The sequence below is a fragment of the Deinococcus sp. JMULE3 genome (genome assembly GCF_013337115.1).
Classification (GTDB): Bacteria; Deinococcota; Deinococci; order Deinococcales; family Deinococcaceae; genus Deinococcus.
In genome coordinates this window covers 3,079,925-3,101,142 of record NZ_SGWE01000004.1, presented here as the reverse complement: position 1 = coordinate 3,101,142, position 21,218 = coordinate 3,079,925, and the positions used below count along the sequence as shown (strand labels likewise).

At 73.5% G+C, this 21,218-nt stretch carries 20 protein-coding genes and 1 tRNA gene; 8 read left to right on the top strand and 13 right to left on the bottom strand.

Annotated elements, in window-relative coordinates:
* Positions 1–91: 91 nt before the first annotated feature.
* The 6 genes from EXW95_RS18005 to EXW95_RS17980 form a co-directional block, all read right to left on the bottom strand.
* Positions 92–1,093, bottom strand: coding sequence for an aldo/keto reductase (locus EXW95_RS18005; RefSeq protein ID WP_174368625.1), 1,002 nt, complete (start codon positions 1,091–1,093; stop codon positions 92–94).
* Positions 1,090–1,548: a hypothetical protein gene (locus EXW95_RS18000; protein ID WP_174368624.1), complete on the bottom strand. Its 459-nt coding sequence runs from the start codon at positions 1,546–1,548 to the stop codon at positions 1,090–1,092. The genes EXW95_RS18005 and EXW95_RS18000 overlap by 4 nt, the downstream gene beginning before the upstream one ends.
* Positions 1,545–1,979: a MerR family transcriptional regulator gene (locus EXW95_RS17995; protein WP_217449217.1), complete on the bottom strand. Its 435-nt coding sequence runs from the start codon at positions 1,977–1,979 to the stop codon at positions 1,545–1,547. The genes EXW95_RS18000 and EXW95_RS17995 overlap by 4 nt, the downstream gene beginning before the upstream one ends.
* Before the next feature lie 98 nt (positions 1,980–2,077).
* Positions 2,078–2,782 (bottom strand): metallophosphoesterase, encoded by a 705-nt coding sequence (locus EXW95_RS17990; RefSeq protein ID WP_174368622.1) that lies wholly within the window; start codon positions 2,780–2,782, stop codon positions 2,078–2,080.
* 67 nt (positions 2,783–2,849) lie between these two features.
* Positions 2,850–2,926: transfer RNA gene (locus EXW95_RS17985), tRNA-Pro, on the bottom strand.
* Between the two features lie 115 nt (positions 2,927–3,041).
* Complete coding sequence (locus EXW95_RS17980) at positions 3,042–3,737, bottom strand: tetratricopeptide repeat protein (RefSeq protein ID WP_174368621.1); 696 nt, start codon at positions 3,735–3,737, stop codon at positions 3,042–3,044.
* A gap of 157 nt (positions 3,738–3,894) precedes the next feature.
* Between EXW95_RS17980 and EXW95_RS17975 the strand changes: the two genes are divergently transcribed.
* From EXW95_RS17975 to EXW95_RS17960, 4 genes are read left to right on the top strand one after another with little or no spacing between them, the layout of a single operon-like run.
* Positions 3,895–6,846, top strand: a complete 2,952-nt coding sequence (locus EXW95_RS17975; protein ID WP_174368620.1) for a tetratricopeptide repeat protein — start codon at positions 3,895–3,897, stop codon at positions 6,844–6,846.
* On the top strand, positions 6,827–7,243 hold the full coding sequence (locus tag EXW95_RS17970; protein WP_174368619.1) for a DUF3208 domain-containing protein: 417 nt from the start codon (positions 6,827–6,829) through the stop codon (positions 7,241–7,243). Before EXW95_RS17975 ends, EXW95_RS17970 begins: the two co-directional genes overlap by 20 nt.
* Positions 7,233–7,442 carry a hypothetical protein gene (locus tag EXW95_RS17965; protein WP_371810151.1) on the top strand — a complete coding sequence of 70 codons (210 nt, stop codon included), beginning with the start codon at positions 7,233–7,235 and terminating at the stop codon, positions 7,440–7,442. The genes EXW95_RS17970 and EXW95_RS17965 overlap by 11 nt, the downstream gene beginning before the upstream one ends.
* Positions 7,439–8,038 (top strand): transcriptional regulator, encoded by a 600-nt coding sequence (locus EXW95_RS17960; RefSeq protein WP_174368618.1) that lies wholly within the window; start codon positions 7,439–7,441, stop codon positions 8,036–8,038. Before EXW95_RS17965 ends, EXW95_RS17960 begins: the two co-directional genes overlap by 4 nt.
* Positions 8,039–8,136: 98 nt before the next feature.
* Here the strand turns inward: EXW95_RS17960 and EXW95_RS17955 are convergent, their stop codons facing one another.
* The 5 genes from EXW95_RS17955 to EXW95_RS21415 form a co-directional block, all read right to left on the bottom strand.
* The gene (locus EXW95_RS17955; RefSeq protein WP_174368617.1) at positions 8,137–9,600 is read right to left on the bottom strand and encodes a phospholipase D-like domain-containing protein; all 1,464 of its coding nucleotides are present in this window, start codon (positions 9,598–9,600) and stop codon (positions 8,137–8,139) included.
* A 263-nt stretch (positions 9,601–9,863) separates the two neighbouring features.
* Positions 9,864–11,537, bottom strand: coding sequence for a glycerol-3-phosphate acyltransferase (locus EXW95_RS17950; RefSeq protein WP_174368616.1), 1,674 nt, complete (start codon positions 11,535–11,537; stop codon positions 9,864–9,866).
* 46 nt (positions 11,538–11,583) lie between these two features.
* The gene (locus tag EXW95_RS17945) at positions 11,584–12,306 is read right to left on the bottom strand and encodes a DUF4388 domain-containing protein (RefSeq protein WP_371810150.1); all 723 of its coding nucleotides are present in this window, start codon (positions 12,304–12,306) and stop codon (positions 11,584–11,586) included.
* Positions 12,307–12,341: 35 nt separating this feature from the next.
* The gene (locus EXW95_RS17940) at positions 12,342–13,829 is read right to left on the bottom strand and encodes an NAD(P)H-hydrate dehydratase (RefSeq protein ID WP_174368615.1); all 1,488 of its coding nucleotides are present in this window, start codon (positions 13,827–13,829) and stop codon (positions 12,342–12,344) included.
* Positions 13,830–13,836: 7 nt separating this feature from the next.
* Positions 13,837–14,667: a tetratricopeptide repeat protein gene (locus EXW95_RS21415; protein WP_174368614.1), complete on the bottom strand. Its 831-nt coding sequence runs from the start codon at positions 14,665–14,667 to the stop codon at positions 13,837–13,839.
* A 157-nt stretch (positions 14,668–14,824) separates the two neighbouring features.
* On the opposite strand from EXW95_RS21415, the gene rsmA reads away from it, so the two are divergent.
* The 3 genes from rsmA (at position 14,825) to EXW95_RS17920 (ending at position 17,935) form a co-directional block, all read left to right on the top strand.
* On the top strand, positions 14,825–15,769 hold the full coding sequence (gene rsmA, locus EXW95_RS17930) for a 16S rRNA (adenine(1518)-N(6)/adenine(1519)-N(6))-dimethyltransferase RsmA (RefSeq protein WP_174368613.1): 945 nt from the start codon (positions 14,825–14,827) through the stop codon (positions 15,767–15,769).
* Between the two features lie 69 nt (positions 15,770–15,838).
* Positions 15,839–16,843 (top strand): carbohydrate kinase family protein, encoded by a 1,005-nt coding sequence (locus tag EXW95_RS17925; protein ID WP_174368612.1) that lies wholly within the window; start codon positions 15,839–15,841, stop codon positions 16,841–16,843.
* A gap of 96 nt (positions 16,844–16,939) precedes the next feature.
* Positions 16,940–17,935 carry a bifunctional oligoribonuclease/PAP phosphatase NrnA gene (locus tag EXW95_RS17920; RefSeq protein ID WP_174368611.1) on the top strand — a complete coding sequence of 332 codons (996 nt, stop codon included), beginning with the start codon at positions 16,940–16,942 and terminating at the stop codon, positions 17,933–17,935.
* Between the two features lie 32 nt (positions 17,936–17,967).
* On the opposite strand, the gene sdaAB is transcribed toward EXW95_RS17920, so the two are convergent.
* A complete protein-coding gene (gene sdaAB / locus EXW95_RS17915; protein ID WP_174368610.1) occupies positions 17,968–18,633 on the bottom strand; it encodes an L-serine ammonia-lyase, iron-sulfur-dependent subunit beta in 666 nt (221 codons plus the stop codon).
* Positions 18,634–18,707: 74 nt separating this feature from the next.
* A complete protein-coding gene (locus EXW95_RS17910; RefSeq protein WP_174368609.1) occupies positions 18,708–20,189 on the bottom strand; it encodes a lycopene cyclase family protein in 1,482 nt (493 codons plus the stop codon).
* 120 nt (positions 20,190–20,309) lie between these two features.
* Here EXW95_RS17910 and EXW95_RS17905 point away from each other — a divergent pair, with 120 nt between their 5' ends.
* The gene (locus EXW95_RS17905) at positions 20,310–21,206 is read left to right on the top strand and encodes an alpha/beta hydrolase (RefSeq protein ID WP_174368608.1); all 897 of its coding nucleotides are present in this window, start codon (positions 20,310–20,312) and stop codon (positions 21,204–21,206) included.
* Positions 21,207–21,218: the final 12 nt, after the last annotated feature.

Here is a 21,218-nt window from a genome sequence, read left to right as displayed (position 1 = left end):
CCCATGCTGCCACGACCGGGCCGGTGGAACGCGGCGGGCCGCTTCATGCCCCCTCCACGTTCCACCGGCGCGTTCGTGCCAGCGGCGTTGGTCAGCGGTTCACGCTGCCCATCGAGGCTTCGGGGTAGCGGGTGCCCTGCGCCGCGCCGGGCGGGAACGCCGCGTCGATGCGGGCCAGGTCGTCCGGCGTGAGGTGAACGTCCAGCGCACCCAGGTTGTCCTCCAGATACTTCACGCGCCGCGTGCCGGGGATGGGCACGAGATCGTTCCCCTGCGCGAGCACCCAGGCGAGGGCCAGTTGCGACGGCGTGCAGTTCTTCTGCGCGGCCATGGCCTGCACCTCGCGCACAAGGTCGAGGTTCTTCTGGAAGTTCTCGCCCTGGAAGCGGGGGTTGTGCTTGCGGAAGTCGTCGTCGGCCAGGTCGTCCGGGCTACGGATCTCGCCGGTCAGGAAGCCGCGCCCAAGGGGGCTGTACGGCACGAAGCCCACGCCCAGCTCGCGGCAGGCGGCCAGGACGCCCTGTTCCGGGTCGCGGGTCCACAGGGAGTACTCGCTCTGCACGGCACTGATGGGGTGCACGGCGTTCGCGCGGCGCAGGGTGTCCGGGCTGACCTCGCTCAGGCCGATGGCGCGCACGAGGCCCTCCTGCACCAGCTGGCCCATCGCGCCGACGGTGTCCTCGATGGGCGTGTCGGGGTCCACGCGGTGCAGGTAGTACAGGTCCACGTGATCGGTCCGCAGGCGCTTCAGGCTGCCCTCGATGGCCTGCCGGACGTACTCGGGCCGCCCGTTGATGCGCCGACCGCCGGGCGAGTCCGGGGCGATCTGGATGCCGAACTTCGTGGCGAGGACCACGCGGTCACGTTTTCCCTGCAGCCAGTCACCGAGGAGTTCCTCGTTGGTGTGCGGGCCGTACATATCGGCGGTGTCGTAGAACGTGACGCCCAGGTCCAGCGCGCGGTTCAGGGTGCCTAAGTTCTGCGCGCGGTCGGTGGGGCCGTAGAAGGCACTCATGCCCATGCAGCCCAGGCCGAGGGCCGAGACGGTCAGGTCGCGCAGGTGTCGGGTGGGCAGCGGGGTGGTGGGGGTCATGCGGGTCTCCTCTGCGCGAGAATCCAGGGCATCGCGCGCGGCATCAGGCGGGGCAGGATCACGAGGGACTGGATCGGCACGGCGATCAGCGTGACGACCAGGGTCAGGACTGGAATCGGGACGCGCCCGGCCAGGACGGGCAGGACCAGCAGCAGCACGGCGGTGATGAGCGGGTAGGTGACCGCCCAGACGAGCAGGGCGACGCGGTGGTGCGCCGCGCCGTGCAGGGACGGGAACCGCACCCAGCCGCCGCTGAGCCGCTCGACCAGCGGGAACACGACGTAGTGGGTCAGGGGGACGAGCAGCGCGGTCAGCAGCAGCGCGATCAGGGGGGTGGGGTAGTGACCCAGCAGCGTGGGGCCGAGGATCAGCAGCAGCGCGGTGATGGTCGAGTAGATGCCCAGCCAGCGCCCGGCGGTGAGCCGGAGCGGACTGGACGGCAGAGGGCGGGTCAAGCGCTGGCCTCGCGCGGGGCCGGACGTGGAACGGGCTGGAGGGGTGCGGCAGCCGTGCCGTCGCAGTTCAGGTGTGCGTCGTAGCGGGCGATCTTGGCGCGGATGGCGGTGAGGTCGGCCTGCAGGGACAGCAGTCGGGCCTCGACCTCCTGTTCGTGCCGCACGAGCAGCGCGCGGCGTGCGGGGGCGGTGTGCTCGCCCTCGCGCACCAGGGCCATGTAGGCGCGCAGGCCCGCCATGCCCATGCCGGTGCCGCGCAGGTGCAGCAGAAACCGCAGCAGGCTCAGTTCGCGTTCGCTGTAGCGGCGCTCGCCACCCGAGGCGCGGGGCACGTCGAGCAGGCCCTCGCGGTCGTAGTAGCGCAGGGTGTGCGGACTGACGCCCAGTCGCGCGGCGGCGTCCTGAATGCTGAGTGGGGAACCCTCGGTCATGAGCGCACCGTACGCCTTCGAGTGCACGCGAAGTCAAGCGCCGCTCACGTCATGAAGGGCGCATGAATCCGGTGCTCCCGACGCGGGCAGCCTGCCGGTCAGGTGCCGGTGTCGAGCAGCAGCCGGGGCCGGAACTTCAGGCCGTCCGCCGCGACCAGGTGGGCCGGGACGCCGTTCACGTGCCGCATGGCCCGCTCGGGCGGCACGCCGTGCAGGTGCCCGTACACGATCAGGTCGGGTCGGGCGTCGTCGATCACGCGGGTGATGGGGTTGGCGGGGTACGGCGGGGTGGCCGGGGGATAGTGCAGCATCAGGATGAGGTGGTCGCCGGGCTGCCGGAGTCTGCGCGCGGCCTGCACGCTGAGGCTCAGGCGTTCCGCCTCGCGTTCCAGCAGGCGCTGGTCGTCCGTGCCGAGGGACTCGAAGCCGGGTGTGATCCAGCCGCGCGAGCCGCACACGACGACGTTCCCCACCCGCACGGCGTCGTTCACGACCGCCAGCATGCCTTCAGGGAGGGCTGCGCGGAGTTTGGAGGCGGTCGGCCACCAGTAATCGTGGTTGCCGCGCAGCAGCACCTTCGTGCCGGGCAGCGCGGCGACCGGCGCGAGGTCCTGCATGGCCTCCGGGAGGCGCATCGCCCAGGACAGGTCGCCGGGCAGCAGCACCAGGTCCTCGTCGCGGACCACGGCGCGCCACTCGTCGAAGATCGCCTGTGGGTGACCGGCCCACTGCGGCCCGAACACCGTCATGGGTTTCGGGGTGCAGAAGGCGAGGTGCAGGTCGGCTATCGCGTACACGCGCATGGGGGCAGTCTCCGGTCGGGGTGGGGGGCGTGAAAAAAGCCCTCCCGGCTGGGGAGGGCTTCCTTGATGGTCGGGGCGAGAGGATTCGAACCTCCGACCCCGTCGTCCCGAACGACGTGCGCTACCAGGCTGCGCTACGCCCCGAACCCGACCATCGCCCGCCGGTAGGCTGGGCAGGGAGAAGTCTACGCGGCACCCCCCGGGTGTCAAGCAGAGCGCGCCGCCCTGGAGGCATTCCCGGGCAGCGCGCACGGCGGGATTACTTCAGTTTGGCGAGGGTCGCCTTGGCGGTCTCCTCGTCACGCTTCTCCCAGAAGGTGGTGGCGTTGAAGCTGATGGCTTTTTCCAGCTGCGCGATGGCCTCGGCCTTCTTGCCCTGCAGGAGCAGCGCGTTGGCGTACTCGATGCGGTGGACGGCGGTGGCAGGTTCCAGCGCGATGGCCTTCTCGAAGTTGGGGATGATCTGGTTCTTGTCCGCGCCGGTCGCGCGGGTGGCGATGAAGCCCTTGGACACGAGGTTGGCGTTCCACAGGCCCAGGGCCACGTACGCGCCGGCCATCTTGGGGTCCAGTTTGACGGCCATGTCGAGGTTCTTCTTCATCTCGCCGGCCAGGCCGAGGCTCTGGAGGATGCCGCTGAACTGCGCGAGGCGGCCCTGCGCGCGGGCGAGTTCGAAGTACGCGTCGGCGTTGTTCTTGTCCTTGGCGATGGCCTGCTTGGCGTAGCCCTGGGCCTTCTCGAACAGGGCCTTCTTCTGGCTGTCGGCCACGAGGCCCGCGCCGGCGGTGGTGGCCTCGGCAGCCAGGGCGAGGCTGTCGCTGGTGTTCAGGTCGGCGGCGGCGGCGGCGGCGTCCTGCCACTTGCCCGCGTCGAGCATGTTCTGCGCGGCCTGGATGGACTGGGCGGACGCGGTGGCGATCAGGGCAAGGGACAGGGTCAGGGCGATCTTACGCATGTGGTGTTCCTCCGGTAGGACAGTTGGATTGGATGCTGGGTCAGACTATACACGCGCCGCACCGGTGAAGCTGACGGGGTCGTCAGGTACGGCACGCACGGATTGTTCTGCACCGGGTTCAGGGTGGGGCGCGGGGGGTGCTACGCTCGGTGCAGACGTGGACTGGAAAGTGATTCTGTCGGACCTGCGGGGCCGCGTGCCCCCCGGCGGGGGGGGTGTCGTGCCCGGCAGTCTGCGCTGGCTGGAAGCGCGGATGCGGGAGCGGGGCGCGAACCCCAGCAGCGTGCGCAACATCGTGTACCGCGACGTGGGCACCGCGCGGGACAAGGCGCAGCTGCGCGAGGTGCTTGCTGAACTGGCCCGCGACCTGGGTGTGGCGCTGCCCGAGGCGGCGGCGGCCGTCACCCCGGCCAGCGACGAGCTGGAGTTGCTGGGCCGCAGCAAGAAACGGGCGTTCCGGCAGTTCACGGCGGGTGTCCGGTCGGGCCGCGCGCCGCGCCTGATCGTGAGTGGCCCGCCGGGCGCCGGGAAGACCGTGCTGCTGGCGCGGGTGGCGCGGGCGCTGGAAGCCCAGGGCGTCGCGGTGAGGTCTCTGCGCCTGAGCGGGGACGACGCGCTGCCCGCACCGGAGGGCCGGGTGGGGTCGTCGTTCGCGGCGCAGGCGCAGGCGCAGTTGGACGCCGCGCGGCGCGTCCTGCCGACGGGCGGGGCGCTGCTGCTGCGCGTGTCGGCCGATCTGCGCCCGCTGGGTTTCGCGCCGCGCCTGCCGGGCGGTGAGGGCACGGACGCGGCCACCTGGGCGACCGAGACGCTGCTGCGGCGCGCCCCGGCGGGCGTGGCGGTCCTGCTGGCCGTCGAGGGCGACGCGCCGGACGGCAGCGGCGTGGAGGTCATCGAGTTGCGCCCGCCGACGCCGACCGAGGCGCGGGCGTACCTGATGGACCGCCTGGGGGTCACGCGGGCCGAGGCGGACCGGCTGGTGCGCGAGACGGGCCGTCACCTGGACCGCCTGACGCTGCTGGCGAACGTGGCGGGCGAGGGCGGCGCGGCGCCCGCCGAGCTGCTGGCCGATCCGGAGTCACGGCGGCTGGTGACGCTGACCGCCGCGCTGCAAGCCGCGCACCCGACCGGGCGGGACCGGCCAGAACGGGATTGGCCGGAGGCGCTGCTGGCCGCGCTGCTGGGCGGCTCGCCGCTGGGCGTGCCGCCGCATGCGCGGGCGCTGCTGCTGGGCGGCGTGGGCGGCTGGCGGGCGACTCCGGCGCTGGAACGGGCGTGGCCGGTCGCGCCGCCGGGCGAGGTCCGCGCGGCGCTGCGGGCCGTGGCGGGCCTGGACGCCGGGCAGGGCTTCGGGCCGTACCGGCTGGGGGCGCTGGCGGCGCTGGGGGACTGGGCGGCGCTGGCGGCGCAGGTGGCGCAGCGTCCGGACGACGCGCGGCACCTCCCGGCGTTGTGGCCGCGCGTGCGATCGGCGACGGGCGCGGCGCGCGAGTCGCTGGCGCGGGCGGTGGTCATGCATCACGCGGGGCGCGGGGAGTACAACGATCCGCGCGCGCGCGACGCGCTGTTCACGCTGCTGGAGTCCGGCAATGACGCGGTGCGCGGCTGGGCGCGGGTAAAACTCGCCGAGAGCAGTCTGGAGGCCGGGCGGATGGACGCCGCGCTGGCGCAGTTGCAGCACCCGGACGTGACCGGCATGGACAGCCAGGACGTGGGCGCCCGTGATCCGTGGGCGGCGGCAGCCGAGGTGGACGCGCTGCTCGTGCGGGCGGCGCTGGCCCGCTGGCAGGGGGACCTGGGGGGCGCGACGCGGGCGGCGCAGGACCCGCGCCTGTCGCGGGGCGGGCCGCGCGCGCTGCTGTGGCGCGGCCTGATCGCCAAGGACGCCGGGCGCTGGCCCGAGGCGCTGGAGGCCCTGCGGGCGGTTCCGGCGGCCAGTCCGCTGCTGTCGGCGCGGGCGCGCTACCAGGAGGGGGATCTGCTGTTGCGGCTGGGTCAGCCGCAGGAGGCGCTGGGGGCGCTGCTGGACGCCGGGGCGCGCCTGTCGGAGGCGGGGGGTTCGCCGGAGGAGCGGGCGCGGGTGCTGGCCCGCGCGGGCACGGCGCTGCGCCGCCTGGGTCGCCCGGCGGAGGGACTGGAGCGGCTGGGCGAGGCGCTGGCGCTGGTCCCGCCGGACGAGCGGCGGCATGTGGACGGCGTGCCGCGCGCGCGCCTGCTCTCGGAGGGGGTGCCGCTGCTGCTGGCGCTGGGGCGCGTGGAGGACGCGCAGCGGCAGGCGGCGCTGGCCCTGTCGCTGCTGTCGCGCAGCGAGGCCCGCCCGGCCGAGGCGGGGTACCGCGAGCGGCGTACCCGCTACCGGGCGGCGCTGACGTACCTGACGCGGGGGCTGGGCGTGCCGTACCTGCCGCCGCTGGGGGGCGCGCAGGTGGACAGCGCGGACCTGCGTCAGGCGCGGCGGATGCTGGAGGCGCTGCTGGAGGCACCGGCGGCGCGGGTGGACCGCGAGGTGACGTTGCGCTTCGACATGCTCCTGAGCCTCGCGCTGGCGACGCCGGACGCCGCGCTGGCGACGGCGCTGGTGCAGGAGGCGCTGACGCTGGCGTCCCACCCCTACGAGGAAGCTCAGGCGCGGGCGATGCTGGGGGACGCGCTGCTGCGTGCCGGGCAGCCCGAGGCGGCGCTGGGCAGCGTGAACCGCGCGCACGCGCTGCTGCGCCGCCCCGCGCCCGGCGGACCGCCGCGTGATCCGGGCATCGACGCGCAGCTGCTGGCCCTGGAGACCCGCGCGGAGCTGCTGGGGGGCGCGGCGTCACCGACCACGCGGAACACGCTGGGGACGCCGGATATTCTGGGCACGCCGGGCATTCTGGTTACGCTGGACGCGCTGCGCTCGGCGCTGGAATCGCCGGACCTGCGGCCGTTCCGGGCCGGGGTGTGGCGCGAGGCGGGCCGCGCACTGGAGCAGGCGGGCGCGGAGGTCGGGGCGATCCTCGCGGCGTGGGGGGTCCCGGCGGCCCTGGTGGACTGGGGGGCGCCGGACGCGCTGGCGGCGTGGGCGCAGGTGCGGGACGAGGCGGCGCGGGGCGGGTATGCTGTGGCGCGTGAGTAACAGTGAATCCGCCCCCGGTGGCCGCGCGGCCGTGCGGCTCCTCCAGGGGTACGTGTGGCATCCGCAGGACGCCGAGATCGACCTGGAGTCGTACCTGCCGCATGAACTGGACCTGCCCGCTCCCGGTGAGACCGCAGACCAGTCCGGCGCGGAGCAGGAGGGCGCGCACGTCCTGTGGGACAGCGTCCAGCCTCCCTTCGCCTTCTTCGAGAACGGGGAGCCGACGGCGTCGCAGGCGTTCTATCAGTTCACGGTGCTGCGGGTGTACGAGCCGCGCCCGGACAACGACGCGCTGCATGCCGACGCGCAGGCGGCCAGCGGCATGCTGGGGCCGCTGCTGGAAGTGACGCCGGACGGGGTGGGCTGGCAGCTGTGGGAGGACCTGCGTGACCTCTGAGCAGGGGTTGCCGTGGCTGGACCTGCGGGTCGAGGGGGACCCGCACCCCCGGCGGTTCGACGGGCAGGCGACGGCGCTGCAGTACCTGTTGCGGGTCGAGCGGCTCTCGGCGGACGCCGCGCACGAACTGCTGGAACGGGGCGAGGTCGGGCCGCCCGCCGCGCGGCGCGGGTACACGCTGCGGCCCCTGGGTCAATGACCGGCGAAGCTCAGTCGGAGGGCACCCCGGAGTCCAGCGGGCCGGTCGTGGCGATTCCGGTGTACGCGGGCGTCAGTGAACTGGAACTGGGCGTGATGGTGTCGCTGCTGCGCCTGTGCGGCGGCGAGGGCTGCGTGCGGACCGTGAACCGCTCGCGGGCCAGTATCGTCACGGCGGGCGGACTGGTCAGTACGCCGCACGTGCTGTTCGCGGCGCTGCCGGAACCGGCGGCCCTGCTGATCCCCGGCGGTCCGGGCGCGGCGAAGGCGGCGCGTGATCCCCTGCTGCACGGGTTCCTGCGGGCGCACGCGGCGCTGCCGACCGGCGCGAGCGGCAGCGGCCTGCTCCTGCCGGGCGAGGCGGGCAGTCTGGACGGGCGGGTGGTGGGCGGCCCGGCGGATCTCGCCGACACGCTGTGGGGCTTCACCCCGGCGGACGTCCGCCCCGGCGAGGTCGTGACAGACGGACTGCTGTGCTCGGCACCGGCGGGTTTCGCATCGCTTCACGCGGCGCTGCACGTCGCCTCGGCCCTGTGGGGCGAGGACGCGGCCAGGGACGCGGCGCGGCGTCTGGGCGGCTCTCCCCTGCTGCACTGATACGGATTCCGTTTCTCTCCTGCTCGCTTCGCTCGGGTTGAAGGTTCCTGCAAACCTTCCGGAGTCCGAATGAACCTGGCCCCACAGACCCTTGTGTGCTACGGCTGGCCGGGCGTGATGCGGGACAGCCAGGGTTCGGCCGGGACGGGCACGCTGCTGGTCGTCCAGGCCTGCTCGAAGGTGCGGTCCTGTTCGCGAATGGCGGCCGCGTTCCCGGTCGCCAGGGCCGATTCGGCCAGTCCGGCGCTGCCCCACGCGCTGAAGTGGAAGTTCATGCTGCCCACCACGACCAGCGCGTGATCCACGGTCATGATCTTGCTGTGCATCCTGAAGGTGGTGTAGCGCGCCTCGAAGCGGTCCTCCAGGCCCAGGCGGCGCAGTTCGCGGCGCATCAGGGCGACCCCGGTGCGGTTGGCGGGTTTCCCGAACCCGTATTCCACGACGAGCAGGCGGACGTGCACGCCGCGCTGCATGGCGGCCAGCAGTGCCGGGAAGTACACGGGCATCCGGTCCACGGTGCAGGGGTCGGGGTTCAGGTACCCGAACCAGCAGTCCAGGCCGGGGCTGAAGTCGGACTGCATCAGGTCGATGCTGCGGCGCGCCGCGCCGATCAGCGCGAGGTGCGCCCGGTCCGCGTGGTCCTCCCCGGCGGTGCGGCGGTACAGCATGAAGGCGCGGTCGGGTCCGGTGCCGACCGCGCGGGCCGCGAGCGCCGGGTGCGAGGGCGCCTGCGCCGGTTCCAGCGCGCAGCGAGACGCCACCTCGGCGGGCAGCAGGGCCTCCGGGCAGCGGAGTTCGTCGCTGTGCCGCCACAGGTCGTCGAAGGCGGCGACGCCCGCCTGCGCGGCGGGTCCACGCACGCGCAGTCCGGTGTCGTGCAGGGCCAGCCCCCCGGCATCCCCCAGCGGCAGGTGCCAGCCGGTGAAGTTGTACCCGCTGACGGTCAGGTCCTGCCCGTCGATGACGTGCAGTTTCACGTGACTGTGCGGCAGGTACGCGTAGTTCAGCAGCGTCAGCGTCCAGCCGACGCGCGGGTCATGCAGTGGAACGTCGGCCTCACGCAGCGCGCGGGCCAGCCCCAGCACCTGCGCGCTGCCCGCCGGGTCGCTCAGTTGCGGGTAGTTGCCCAGCAGCACGCGGACGGTCATGCCCTGCGGGTACGCGGCGGGGTCGGCCTGCACGCGCCGGTACAGGTCGCGGGCCGCCTGCACGAAGGTCCCGCCGGGCCGTGCGGGGTCGCTCTCCCATTCCATGGTCGTCAGCAGCACCTCGGCCCGCGCCGCCTGCATCTCCTGCGCGAGCGTCTGGTAGGCGTCCTGCGGGGCGTCCAGATCACGGGGCGTGCGGACGTAGCCCAGCACCTCGTTCCCGCAGCTGAGGTCCGGACCGCCCCGCGCCCGGTCGAGGTCCCACAGGACCCGTTCCAGCGGCGCGACGGGCGCGGCGCACACCTGCGGCGCGGGCGTGGTCGGCCGCGCGGCGGGTCCCAGGAACAGCGGGAGTCGCGCGGCGTGCGCCCCGGCGGGCAGCAGCAGGGCGAGAATCAGGAGGGCGGCGCGCATCTGCCGGGCAGGCTAGTGCCTGCGCGGCCCGGCCTCCACCAGATCTGCGTGAGAGGCCCACATCAAACGCTGCGAAACCGTTCCTGCCGTGGGAACACAGCGGTGTTCAGAGGCGCCGGGCAGAGCGAGGAGGCGTGAACGACAGTGGTGGGAAGTGGAGACGGAGGGTGTGCCGTTGGCCCTTCAACGGCACTGGACACCACTGAGAAACGGGGGCGCGGCCAGCCCGGCGCACGCCCCCACCTCTTCCCCCGGAGTCTGTTTCAGTCCACGACCTGGAAGCCGAGTTTCTCGGCCTGTTCGACGAAGAAGTTGATGTTCTCCGTGAGGGTCTGCTGGCCGAGGCTCTTGCGGTGGTGCTCGCCGGTCGCGGCGATGATCAGCGTCTCGGCGAGGCAGGCGGGTACCTGTCCCTCGCCGAACTGCAGGTCGATGTTGCTGGTCATGCCGCCCGGGGGGCGCACGACGCCGCCGGGGATGACGCGCACGCCGGGGATGGCCTGGACGCTCTCGTCGACGTCGGCGGGGCGGCCCTCGTCGAAGATCCACGTGCCGGGTTTGACGTGCTGCGGGAAGATCACGGGGTTCGGGTCGCTGGTGGCCGTGAAGATCAGGTCGGCGTCCTTCAGGGTGTCGTAGCTGGTCGTGGCGATGATCTCGGTGTCTTTCGCGGCGCGGCGCAGGGTGCCCGCCGTGCGTTCGAGCCGTTCGGCGTCGCGGCCGATCATGATCAGTTTCGCGACCTGCGGCGCGATGGTCCGGGCGATGCCGAACGCGACGACGCCGTTGGCGCCGACGACGGCGGCGGTCGCCTGCTTCAGGTCGCGGCCCTCGGCGGCGAAGTGTTCGAGAATGCCGGGGATGGCGGCCTTGATGGTGCCGGAGGTGTACGCCCCGCCGTTCGTGATGGTCAGGTCCGGCACGGCGGCCTGCACGTCGACGCCCTTGTTGCCCACGACACTCCAGAACGCGCCCAGGCCGAAGACTTCCGCGCCGAGTTCCTGCGCGAGCCGCGCGCCCTCGATGGCGCGGCGGGTGGCGAGGTCCGGGTTGTCGCGGAACACGTCGGGCAGCAGTGGGCTGGACAGCAGGTAGCAGCGGATGCTCTTGCCGTCACTCGTGCGGATGCCGCGCAGTTCCCCGATCTTCATGGGGCGCAGGCTGTCGGCCATCTGCCGGACGCTGCGTTCACTGACGACGCCCTTCTCGACCAGGGGCCGCAGCCACGCGAAGCGGCGCGCACTCCAGAAGTTCTCCAGGGTCATGGGGTGAATCATGAACGCGGCGACGACCTCGTCACTGCGGCGGCCCGCCAGGGGGACGGCCTCGCCCAGGCGGGGTTCGGTTCCGTCGATCATCCGGCCGATGTTCTCCTTGAACCGCCACGTCGCCGCGACGAGCAGGGCCAGCGCGGCCAGTTTCGCCGCCGGACCCAGCGGCAGGGTCGCCACGGCCAGCGTGAAGGTCAGCAGGCCCGCCAGGGTCGCGCCGCTCACGAAGCCGGAGAATCCGGCGGCGGCGGCGTACACCAGGACGGGCAGCGCGCACACCCACAGCGGCAGCGCCCCGGTGACGGCCAGTCCGGCCAGGACGCCGAGCAGCACGAGGTTGCCCCGCCCGCGCGGCGGGGTGTCCCCGAACAGGAAGCGAGGGGGGTTCAGGTGACCCAGGTACGCGGCGAGCGCGGCCATGACGGTCACCTCGGGCTGGCCCAGGCTGGCGGCCATCAGGACCGCCAGGAAGCCCTTGGCGGCGTCGAGCAGCGCGGTCAGGGCGGCCAGTTGCGGGCCGACGCGGTGCAGGACGTTCTCCACGCCCAGGTTGTGGGGATTGTTGACGCGGACGTTCACGCCGGCGCGGGTCAGGACGGCGTGTCCGAGGGGCGCGCTGCCCGTCAGGAACGCGACGAGCAGCAGCAGGGCCGAGAGAAACAGCATGCCGGGCATTCTACGGCACGCCCACCCTGCCGTTCTGGAAGGGCTGTCAGGATGCCGGCAGGTGGCGGTGCTCCCACACGAGGTCCCGCATGACCCAGCCGCTGCCGGAGAAGCGCAGGCCCAGGCGCAGTTCGCCCAGCAGGTACTCGCGGACGTCGGTGACGCTGGTGCCGGACTCGACGGCGTCGGCCAGCGTGCGGTCCCCGTCGAGCAGGCGCGCGACCGGGTGCAGGGCCGCCCGCTGCCCGGCGGGCTGGAGTTTCAGGCGGGACCACTCGAAGCGTCCGGTGGGGGTCAGTTTGCCGTCGCGGACGGCCTGCACGACCGTCTGGGCGACGTCGAACAGCGGGATCTCGACGTCGCGGGCCACCGCGCGGATGGAGCGGCCGCCGGGCTCGTCGAACAGCGGCACGCGCCCCTGGAACACCTGACTGGGGCTGCCGATCACGGCGCACACCTGGTCCCACTCGTCGCTGATGCGCGCCCAGTCGGTCGAGAAGTGCCCGTAGGGGGCCAGGGGCGTGCCGGTCACGCTGCGCGGCTCGAAGCGGAAGGTGCCGGATTCCGCGAGGATCGGGCTGGCGTGGATCGCCTCGGCACCCATCCAGTCGAGGATGCCGCCGGAGATCACCTCGCCCTGCATGAAGGCGACGGTGAAGGGAACGTCGGACTGGACGTCGAGCACACCCGTCTGGCGGGTGGTGTGGATGAGTTCCAGGACGCCCATCAGGGGCACATCGCTGAGCAGGCCTTGCATGGATGCGGTCACGGTATCACCTCCTCGTCAGCGCGCAGTGCGGAGATTCATACACCTGCCGATACACCCGTCAGGGGCGCCCCGCGCAGGTCGGCCCAGGCGCGGCCCAGGGCGTGCGCGACGTCGCTGGCGCCCAGGCCGTACCCGAACGTGTCGGCGGCGATCTCCCCGGCGCGGGCGTGCAGGCGCACCCCGGTCCGCGCGGCGTCCCAGGGGTCCAGTCCCTGACCGAGCAGCGCCGCCAGGAGGCCGCCGAGGGTGTCGCCCATGCCCGCGCTCGCCATGCCCGGATGCCCGCCGCGTGAGACGCTCAGTTCGCCTGCGCGCGCGACGACGCTGGGGCCGCCCTTGAGCACGACCACGCCGCCCAGCCGCTCCTGCAGGGCGCGGGCGGCAGCCAGCGGGTCGCGGGTGACCTCGGAGGTGGGGACACCCAGGAGCCGGGCGGCCTCGCCGGGGTGAGGGGTCCAGATGCACGCGCCGTGCCCGTGTCCTGCCAGTTCAGGCTGGAGGGCGTCGGCGTCGAGGACGGTGGGCACCTGCCAGCGCAGCACCTCGCGCGCCAGCGCAGAGGCGTCCGGGCCAAGGCCCATGCCGATAGCGACGGCGTCCGGGCGCACGTCATTCGCCGTGAGGAAGGCGTGCAGGTCGGCGTGGCGTTGCGCCATCAGTTCCGGCGTGACGAGCGGCACGTCCGCCGCCGAGTGGACCGTGACGAGTCCCGCCCCGGCGCGCAGCGCGCCCAGTCCGGCCAGGGCCGGGGCGCCCAGGGTGCCGGGGTGACCGCCGACGATCCAGACGCGCCCGGCGGTGCCCTTGTGCGCGGCGGCGGTCCGGACCGGCAGCAGCGCGCCCAGGCCAGCGTCGTCCGGGCGGGCGGCGACCTGCGCGTCCTGAACCCACGCGGTGGGCACCGGGAGGGGCGCGACGGTCAGCGTCCCGCCGTGCGCGGCGGCATCCCCGAACAGCTGGGCGGGTTTCGGACCGATGAACGTGACGGTCACGTCGGCGCGCACCGCCTCGCCGGGCAGGTCGGCGCGCGTGGCGTCCAGACCGCTGGGCAGGTCGATGGCGAGCACGTCCGGGCCGCGGTCACGGGCGGCGTTCAGCGCGCCGATCACGCGAGCCAGGTCGCCCCGCAGGGGGGGGCGGAACCCGGTGCCGAGCAGGCCGTCCACGAGCACGGCGGCGTCCCGCGCGGCGCGGCCCAGCGCGGCCGGGGTCAGGGGCCGGACCTCGCCGCCCACGGCGCGCAGACGGCGGCGGTTCAGGCGGGTCAGGGGATGCGTGGACGGTCGAGCCAGGACCGTCACCTCCCGCCCCGCGGCGAGCAGGTGCCGCGCGGCGACCAGCGCGTCCCCCCCGTTCGCGCCGCCGCCCGCCAGCAGCACGACCCGCCCGGACGGCCAGCGTTCCTGCACGGCCCGCGCGACGGCCTGACCGGCGATCTCCATGGCCGGGTCGAGCAGGCCCGCGCGTTCCAGGCGCGCGTCGATGGCGCGTACACCGTCCGGGGTGAGGACCGCACCGGTCATGATCCGCTCAGCTGCCGGCGCCGCGCAGCACGAGGAAGATGACCAGCGCGGCGACCGCGAGCAGCACGAAGCGCAGGTACTTCAGGCCCGGCGTGCGGCTCAGCTGTTCCCTGGCCTCGGCGCGGGTGTCCTCGCGGGAGCGTTTCATGGACAGCCGCTGCCCGTGGCGGATGTGCCGCACGCCCTCCGCCACGCGCCCCTGGCGGCGCACCGCCACCCCGAGGTTGTGGTGCCCGCCGTCGTAGTCGGGTTCCAGGGTGAGCACCTCGCGGTAGATGGCTTCCGCCTGCGCGAAGCGGCCGGCCTCCATGTCCAGGTTGCCCAGGTTCGTCAGGGCGCGGTAGTGGCCGGGGTCGGCCTCGCGCGCGGCGGTCAGGGCCTCGCGGGCCTGCGCCTCGTCGCCCAGCATGGCGTGCAGGACACCCAGCGCGTTCAGCGCCTCGGCGCGGGTCATGGGCTGTGCCAGCGCGCCCGCCAGTGCCCCACGCAGCGCGGCCGGATCGTCGGCGCGGCGCTGCGCCTCCAGCGCGTCCAGCGCCTGCATGACGTCCGCCGGGTGGACGTACAGGCGCAGCTCGGCCGCCAGCGGGTGCGTCAGCGAGTCGGCGGCCGCGGCGTACGCGGCCAGCTGCTGGCGCGCGGCGGGGTACCGGCGGGCGCGGATCTCGTCCTGCACGACCCGCAGCGTCTGCAGGGCGTCGACGAGGTCGGCACTCTCGCCCAGCACGCTGGCGGTCGCGGCGGCGCGGCGCCACGCCCCGGCGCGGATCAGGTCGCCCAGCGTGGCCGGGGCGGGGTCCGGGACGACCTGGGGGTCGGTGGTCAGGTCGGCGGTCACGACGGACCCCGGCAGGTGGCGCGGCAGAGGAACAGCCCGGAACGGAAACTCACCCCGTGAGTATACTGACGTGTTCCCGGCGCGCCCACAGCGGCGCTCACCGTTGTCCCGCCCACACGCTGCCCCTCACTTCCTGGCCCCGGAGGGCCGTCCCCGCATGCCCAGAGACTCCCGCAGACCCGCCCGCACCTCCGACCGCCGCCCGTCCGACCGGCGCGGCCCCGACCGCCGCACCTCCGACCGGCGCCCCGCCGACCACGAGGAACGGGACCTGAGCGCCGCGCCACTGTACTCCCCGGCGCGCGTGCGGGACCTGCTCGACCGGCACGGCCTGAAACCCACCAAGAGCCTCGGGCAGAACTTCCTGATCGACGGGAACATCCTGCGTGCCATCGCCGAGGCGGGCGGCGCCGCGCCCGGCGTGCCCGTGCTGGAGATCGGCCCGGGCCTGGGCGTCCTGACGCGCGAGATCGCGTCCCGGGGCGCGCAGGTCACGACGCTGGAAAAGGACGAGCGGCTGCGGCCCGTGCTGGCCGAGACGCTGGAGGGCCTGGACGTGCAGGTCGTGTGGGGCGACGCGCTGGACTTCGATTACGCCACGCTGCCCGCGGGCACGCGGGTGATCGCGAACCTGCCGTACTACATCACGGGCCTGCTGCTGTCGCGCTTCATGCGCGCGCCCGGGATCGTGTCCGCGACGGTGCTCGTGCAGAAGGAGGTCGGGCAGCGCCTCGCCGCGCGGCCCGGCGAGGAGAACTACGGGTTCCTGAGTGCCATCGCCGCGCTGTACGGCAGCGTGCAGCACGTCCGCGACGTCCCCAAGGGCGCTTTCCTGCCCGCGCCGGACGTGACGAGCGCCGTGATCCGCCTGGACTTCGACCGGACCCGCCCGGCGCCCGAGCAGGAATTCCTGTCGTTCGTGGAGACCGCGCTGCACCACCGCCGCAAGACGCTGCGCAACAACCTGCGCCTGACCGGCATGGACGGCGACGCGATCGACGCGGCGCTGGAGGCCGCCGGGCTGCGCGCGGACGTCCGCGCCGAGGACGTGTCCCTGGGTGACCTGCGTGACATGGCCGTCAAACTGGGCGTGATACGGTAACCGCGAGCAAGAATTACCCCCCAGTCACTATTCAGGGCCGCCCAGACAGGCTCCCCGGAGGAATCCCCTGTGAAGTTCTACATCATCGGTGACGTGACCGTCGATCACCTCTACCACCTCGAACGCCTGCCGGAACCCGGCGAGGAAGTCACGCCGCAGCAGGCCAGCATGAAGCCCGGCGGGGCCGGCGGCACCATGAGCGTCACCCTGGCCCGCCTGGGGCACACCGTGACCCTCGCCGCGCGCGTCGGCGACGATCCGTTCGCGGAGTACGCCCTGAGCCGCGTGCGCGAGAGCGGCGTCAGCGAGGCCGCCATCCAGCGCGACGCCACGCTCATCACCAGCACCATCACGGTCATGCAGACCCGCGACGGCGAACGCGCCATGATCAGCGACGGGGCCGCCAACCGCCAGCTGGACCCCGCCGGGTTCAGGAAGAAGGACGTCGAGGGCGCCGACGCGCTGATCATCAACGCGTACGCCCTGACCGAGGGACCGCAGCGCGAGTACAGCCTCGCGGCCATCGAGGCGGCGCGCGGCGCGACGACCCCGGTCCCGGTGTTCATCGACCTGGGGACCGGCGCGGTGAACAAGGCGGGCACCACCCTGCTGGACGACGTGGTCGGCGCGGACTACCTGATGCTCAATCAGCACGAACTGCAGGCCCTGACCGGCACCAGTTCGATCAGCGCGGCGCTGGCGCAGCTGGGCAAGGCCGGCGCGCGGCGGGTCGTGGTGAAGGTCGGCAAGATGGGCTCGATCACCTGGACGCCCGACGACACCGAACTCGTGGACGCCTACCGGCCCGCCGGGAAGGTCGTGGATTCCACCGGCGCCGGGGACACCTTCACGGCCGTGTTCGCGCACGCGATCCTGGCCGGGGCGGGGATCGGCGGGGCGGCGCGCGCCGCGAACGCCGCCGGGGCGCTGGCCGCGACCGGCTTCGGCGCGCAGGAACGCCCGATCACGCACGAGGACCTCTCGGCGATCGTGCCGGAACTCGCCGCGGCGGCGCCCGCGCCCGCCCCGGCGCCCGCCAAGACCACCCGCAGCCGCAAGACGCCCGCCAGCTGAGCGGACAGTGTGAATGCGCCACCCGGTTCGACTCGGGTGGCGCGCTTCGTTGGGCGCGCGGCGGCCAGGATTGCCCGCGCCGCCTATAGTTGAGGGATGACGGACCTCTCCCCCACCTCCGACCTCGCGGCGGTCGCCCGCGCCCTACTGGACCACTCCGGACCGATCGTGGTCCTCTCGCACGAGAATCCGGACGGGGACGCGCTGGGCAGCGTGCTCGGCCTGACGCGCGCCCTGCGCAGCCTGGGCCGCGAGGTGATCGCGCCCATGCAGGTCCCGCGCTTCCTGGCGTTCATGCCCCGCCCCGGCGAACTGACCGAGGGGCGCCTGACCGAGTGGCCTGCCGGGGCGCTGGCGGCCGTGCTGGACGTGGACAACAACGATCACGTCCGGGTGGGCGGCGCGGACCTGAGCGTGTTCAGCGGTCCGGTCGTGAACGTCGACCACCATGGCACGAACGCCCGCCGCGCCGACGCACTGGCCGTGGACCCCTCGCAACCGGCGGCGGCCGTGATGGTCGCGGACCTGATCGACCTGCTGGGCGCCGGGTGGACCGAGGAGATCGCCACGCCGCTGATGCTGGGCCTCGTGACGGACACCGGGTCGTTCCGGTTCGATTCGGTCACGCCCGGCGCGTTCCGGACCGCCGCGCGGCTGCGCGAGGCGGGCGCCCGCCTGGGCTGGATCAGTGACCAGCTGGGCCAGAATCCCCGCACGTACTACACGCTGCTGCGCGAGGTGCTGGGCAGCCTGGAATTCCTGCACGGCGGGCGCGTGGTCCTCGCCCGGGTGGACGAGGCGATGCTGGCGCGCGCCGGGGCCGCCTGGGAGGACGTCGAGAGTTACGTCGGGATGCTCCGCAACGCCGAGGGGTCGCAGCTGGCCGTGATGGTCAAGGACTTCGGGGAGCGCGTGAAGCTGTCCCTGCGCTCCCGCGCGGGCGTCAGCGCGCAGAACATCGCCGTGACGCTCGGCGGCGGCGGGCACGTCCCGGCCGCCGGGGCCAGTCTGAACCAGCCCTGGCCGGAAGTGTTCCCGCAGCTGGACGCGGCGATCACGGCGGAACTCGCGCGGGTGGACGCCAACCGCTGACGCCGGCTCCGGGCGGCTGATCCCGTAGCGGGTCAGCCGTCCATGAGTTTCGGCAGCATCCGCAGCCAGTTCACGTCGGCCCAGCGGGCCAGGAACGCCTGCGCCTCGGGGCTCAGGGGCTGGTCGAGTTCCACGGCCAGCAGCGCCTGACCCCCGCGCGTCTGGCGGGTGCAGGTCAGCGTGGCGATGTTCACGCCGTCCGCTGCGATGGTCGTGGCGATGCGGGCGATCATGCCGACCGCGTCGGTGTAGCGCAGGATCAGGGTGGGGCTCGCGCCGCTGAAGTTCACGCCCAGGCCCTGCACGTGCGTGACGAGGATCACGCCGCCGCCCGTGCTGCTGCCCTGCACCGTGACCCGCTGCGTGTCGCCGCTCACCTCGATCAGCGCGGTGTTGGGGTGCACGTCGCCCAGGTCCGCGTCGTGGAACTCGAAGGTCAGGCCCTGCGCCTGCGCTTCCTCGAACGCGGCGGGCAGGCGCTGGTCGTCGGGCCGCATGCCCAGCAACCCCGCGATCAGCGCCAGGTGCGTGCCGTGCCCGCGCCCGGTCTTGGCGAACGAGGCGTGCAGGCCGATGCGGGCCGCGCGGGGCGGTTCGCCGAGCAGGTGGTGCGCGACCAGACCCAGGCGGCAGGCCCCGGCGGTGTGGCTGCTGCTGGGGCCGATCATGACGGGCCCGATCATGTCGAGGAGGGACATGCGGCGAGTATAGGGGCGCCGCACAGGGGGGCGGCCCCGACTGCTGGCCGCCCCCCCTGTTCCTGCGCGCAGGTTTACTTCTGTTCGGTCAGCGGGCGGAGGTTCTCGCGCAGTTCCTCGACCCGTTCGCCCAGGTCCACGTCGGGGTCGAGGCCGTTCGCGTCGGCGTTCCCGGTGGCGCCCTGCATGCCGCTCTGGATGGTGTCGGTCTGGTTCAGGTCCTCGTGGTTCAGGACGGCGTTCTCTCTGCGCGTATCGTCGCTCATTCCTCCAGCCTGCCGCGCCGGGGCCGGGTGCGGATGGGCGGAGGCTGTAGGGGCGTTCATGGCCGAGCGCAGCGCGCGTCCGCTGACCCCCGGCGTGGCGAGGGCCGCGCGGGCCAGCGGCAGCCGGGTGCGCCCTGGCAGCGCTGCGAACAGGCGCAGCATCGTGCGGGCCAGTGCGCCGGGCGGCGTGTCCGGGTCGAGGAACGCGTGCCACGCGGCGGGCGGCAGCGCGAAGAACGCCCGGAAGAACCCGGCCAGCTGGTCCGGGGGCAGGTTCAGCAGGGCCTGCACGCCCAGCAGGTGAACCTCGCGTGCGGCGCGGCGCTCCGGGGGCCACAGGGCCGCCCAGGCCGCCGCGTGCGGGTCGCGTCCGGCGCGCAGGGCGGCTGAGGCCGCGTCGGCGACATGCGGGGCGCGGTGCAGGGCGCCCGCCACCTGAAACCCACTGATGGGGTGGACCATGCCCCCAGCGGCCCCGAAGGCCAGCGGACCGTGCGGGTCGGGGGCGGCGGCGTTCATGGGGAACGCCACCCATTCCTCATGCAGGATCTCGCCGGGCGGGGTGCCCTGCGCGCGCAGGCGCTCGTGCAGCCGCGCGCGCAGGGCCGCGCGGGTGGGGGCGGGGCGGGCGATCAGGCTGGTTTCCTCCACGAAGTACGTGTCGCCGCCCAGGTGCATGGCGTACAGGAAGGTGGGGGTGTCGCCCGGACCGTGCGGGGCGCGGTAGTCCATCCAGACCACCCCGCCGGGCGCACTGGGGGGCCGCTCGAAGCGGGCGGTGAGGCCGTACGCGGTCTGCAGGGCCGCGCCGCCGGGATGGCGGGGTCGGCGCAGGCTGCCCGCGTGCCCGGCGGCGTCCACCACGAAGCGGGCCCTCAGCACTTCCCCTTCGCGGGTGTGCACGGTCCAGCCGTCCGGGTCGGGCGCGGCGTGCGTGACGGTTCCCACGGTCCAGGCCAGGGGTCCGGCTCGGTCCAGCAGCGCGTGCAGGAACCGGGTGTTGTCCAGCAGCGCGTAGGGGCGCAGCAGCGGCGTGGGCTGCGGGCCGGTGTATACCCGCACGTCGGTCCAGACGTGCGCGGCGCAGGCCTGCGCCCAGCCGGGCAGGTCGTCCAGCCACGCGCCGTACGTGGCGGGGAAGGCCTGCGGCGCGTGCGGCGCCACGATCCGGACGCTGTGGTGCCGGGCGCGCAGTTCGGCCGCCAGGGCCAGCGCGGCGGGCCCCGCGCCGACGATCAGGGCGTCGGTGTGCGCGGGCTCGGTGTGCGCGGGCTCGGTGGGGGCGGGCATGCGCGCAGGGTAGCGTGCCCGCGCGGCGGCGGAGTGTACGCCCGCGCATGAACGGCAGTTCAATTCTGGACTGTGGCGCGGCGCGCTGCCGGCGGCCGGGCCGCGCACTAGGGTGAATGGATGACCGGAACCTCTGCCCCGTCCCGCCGCGTGCGCCGCGCCGCCCTGATCGGCGTGGGCGCCCTGACCCTGATGGCCGCCCTGAGTGCCTGCTCACGCGACGGCGCCCAGGACACCCTGAACCGCGTGGTGTCCACCGCCGGACTGGACGTGACCAGCAACGTCCGCTACGGCCCGGACGTCCGAAACGTGATGGACGTGTACGCCCCGCAGGGCGCCCGCAACGCGCCCATGGTGCTGTTCATTCACGGTGGCAGCTGGGAAAACGGCGACAAGGACGGGCACAAGTTCGTCGGGGAGTCCCTGGCGCGCGCCGGGTACGTCACGGCCGTCATGAGTTACCGCCTCGCCCCGGCGAACCGCTACCCGTCGTACGTGCAGGACGCCGCGCAGGCGCTGAAGGTCCTGCGTGAGAAGGCGGTCGCGCTGGGCGGCAACGCGCAGAACGTGTTCGTGATGGGCCACTCGGCCGGGGGCTTCAACGCCGTGGAGGTCGTGGACAACGCCCGCTGGCTCGCCGAGGCGGACGTACCGGTCAGCGCGATCCGCGGCGTGATCGGCGTGGCCGGGCCGTACTCGTACGACTTCCGGCAGTTCTCCAGCGCGAAGGCCTTCCCGGTCGGCGCCACCCCGGACGAGGTCATGCCCGACCGGCACGTGCGCGCCGACGCGCCGCCCCACCTGCTGCTCGTCGCGGCGGACGACGACACGGTGTACCCGCAGAACGCCCTGAACATGGAAGAGGCCCTGAAGCGTGCGGGCATCCCCGTCACGCGGACTGTGCTGCCGAAACTGGGGCACATCACGATCATCGCGGCCATGGCGCGCCCCCTGACGTTCCTGGGCGGCACCCGGCAGGCCGTCATCGACTTCATTGAGGCGCACCGACTGCCCTGAACGTACCCTCGG

Excerpts from the sequence above, each read along its gene's own strand:
- EXW95_RS17905 (WP_174368608.1), top strand. The coding sequence starts at position 20,310 with ATGACCGGAACCTCTGCCCCGTCCCGCCGCGTGCGCCGCGCCGCCCTG.
- EXW95_RS17970 (WP_174368619.1), top strand. The coding sequence starts at position 6,827 with ATGCTGTGGCGCGTGAGTAACAGTGAATCCGCCCCCGGTGGCCGCGCG.
- EXW95_RS17940 (WP_174368615.1), bottom strand. The coding sequence starts at position 13,829 with ATGACCGGTGCGGTCCTCACCCCGGACGGTGTACGCGCCATCGACGCG.
- EXW95_RS17955 (WP_174368617.1), bottom strand. The coding sequence starts at position 9,600 with ATGCGCGCCGCCCTCCTGATTCTCGCCCTGCTGCTGCCCGCCGGGGCG.
- rsmA (WP_174368613.1), top strand. The coding sequence starts at position 14,825 with ATGCCCAGAGACTCCCGCAGACCCGCCCGCACCTCCGACCGCCGCCCG.
- EXW95_RS17960 (WP_174368618.1), top strand. The coding sequence starts at position 7,439 with ATGACCGGCGAAGCTCAGTCGGAGGGCACCCCGGAGTCCAGCGGGCCG.
- EXW95_RS17950 (WP_174368616.1), bottom strand. The coding sequence starts at position 11,537 with ATGCTGTTTCTCTCGGCCCTGCTGCTGCTCGTCGCGTTCCTGACGGGC.
- EXW95_RS17910 (WP_174368609.1), bottom strand. The coding sequence starts at position 20,189 with ATGCCCGCCCCCACCGAGCCCGCGCACACCGAGCCCGCGCACACCGAC.
- EXW95_RS17995 (WP_217449217.1), bottom strand. The coding sequence starts at position 1,979 with ATGACCGAGGGTTCCCCACTCAGCATTCAGGACGCCGCCGCGCGACTG.
- EXW95_RS17990 (WP_174368622.1), bottom strand. The coding sequence starts at position 2,782 with ATGCGCGTGTACGCGATAGCCGACCTGCACCTCGCCTTCTGCACCCCG.
- EXW95_RS17980 (WP_174368621.1), bottom strand. The coding sequence starts at position 3,737 with ATGCGTAAGATCGCCCTGACCCTGTCCCTTGCCCTGATCGCCACCGCG.
- EXW95_RS17920 (WP_174368611.1), top strand. The coding sequence starts at position 16,940 with ATGACGGACCTCTCCCCCACCTCCGACCTCGCGGCGGTCGCCCGCGCC.
- EXW95_RS18005 (WP_174368625.1), bottom strand. The coding sequence starts at position 1,093 with ATGACCCCCACCACCCCGCTGCCCACCCGACACCTGCGCGACCTGACC.
- sdaAB (WP_174368610.1), bottom strand. The coding sequence starts at position 18,633 with ATGTCCCTCCTCGACATGATCGGGCCCGTCATGATCGGCCCCAGCAGC.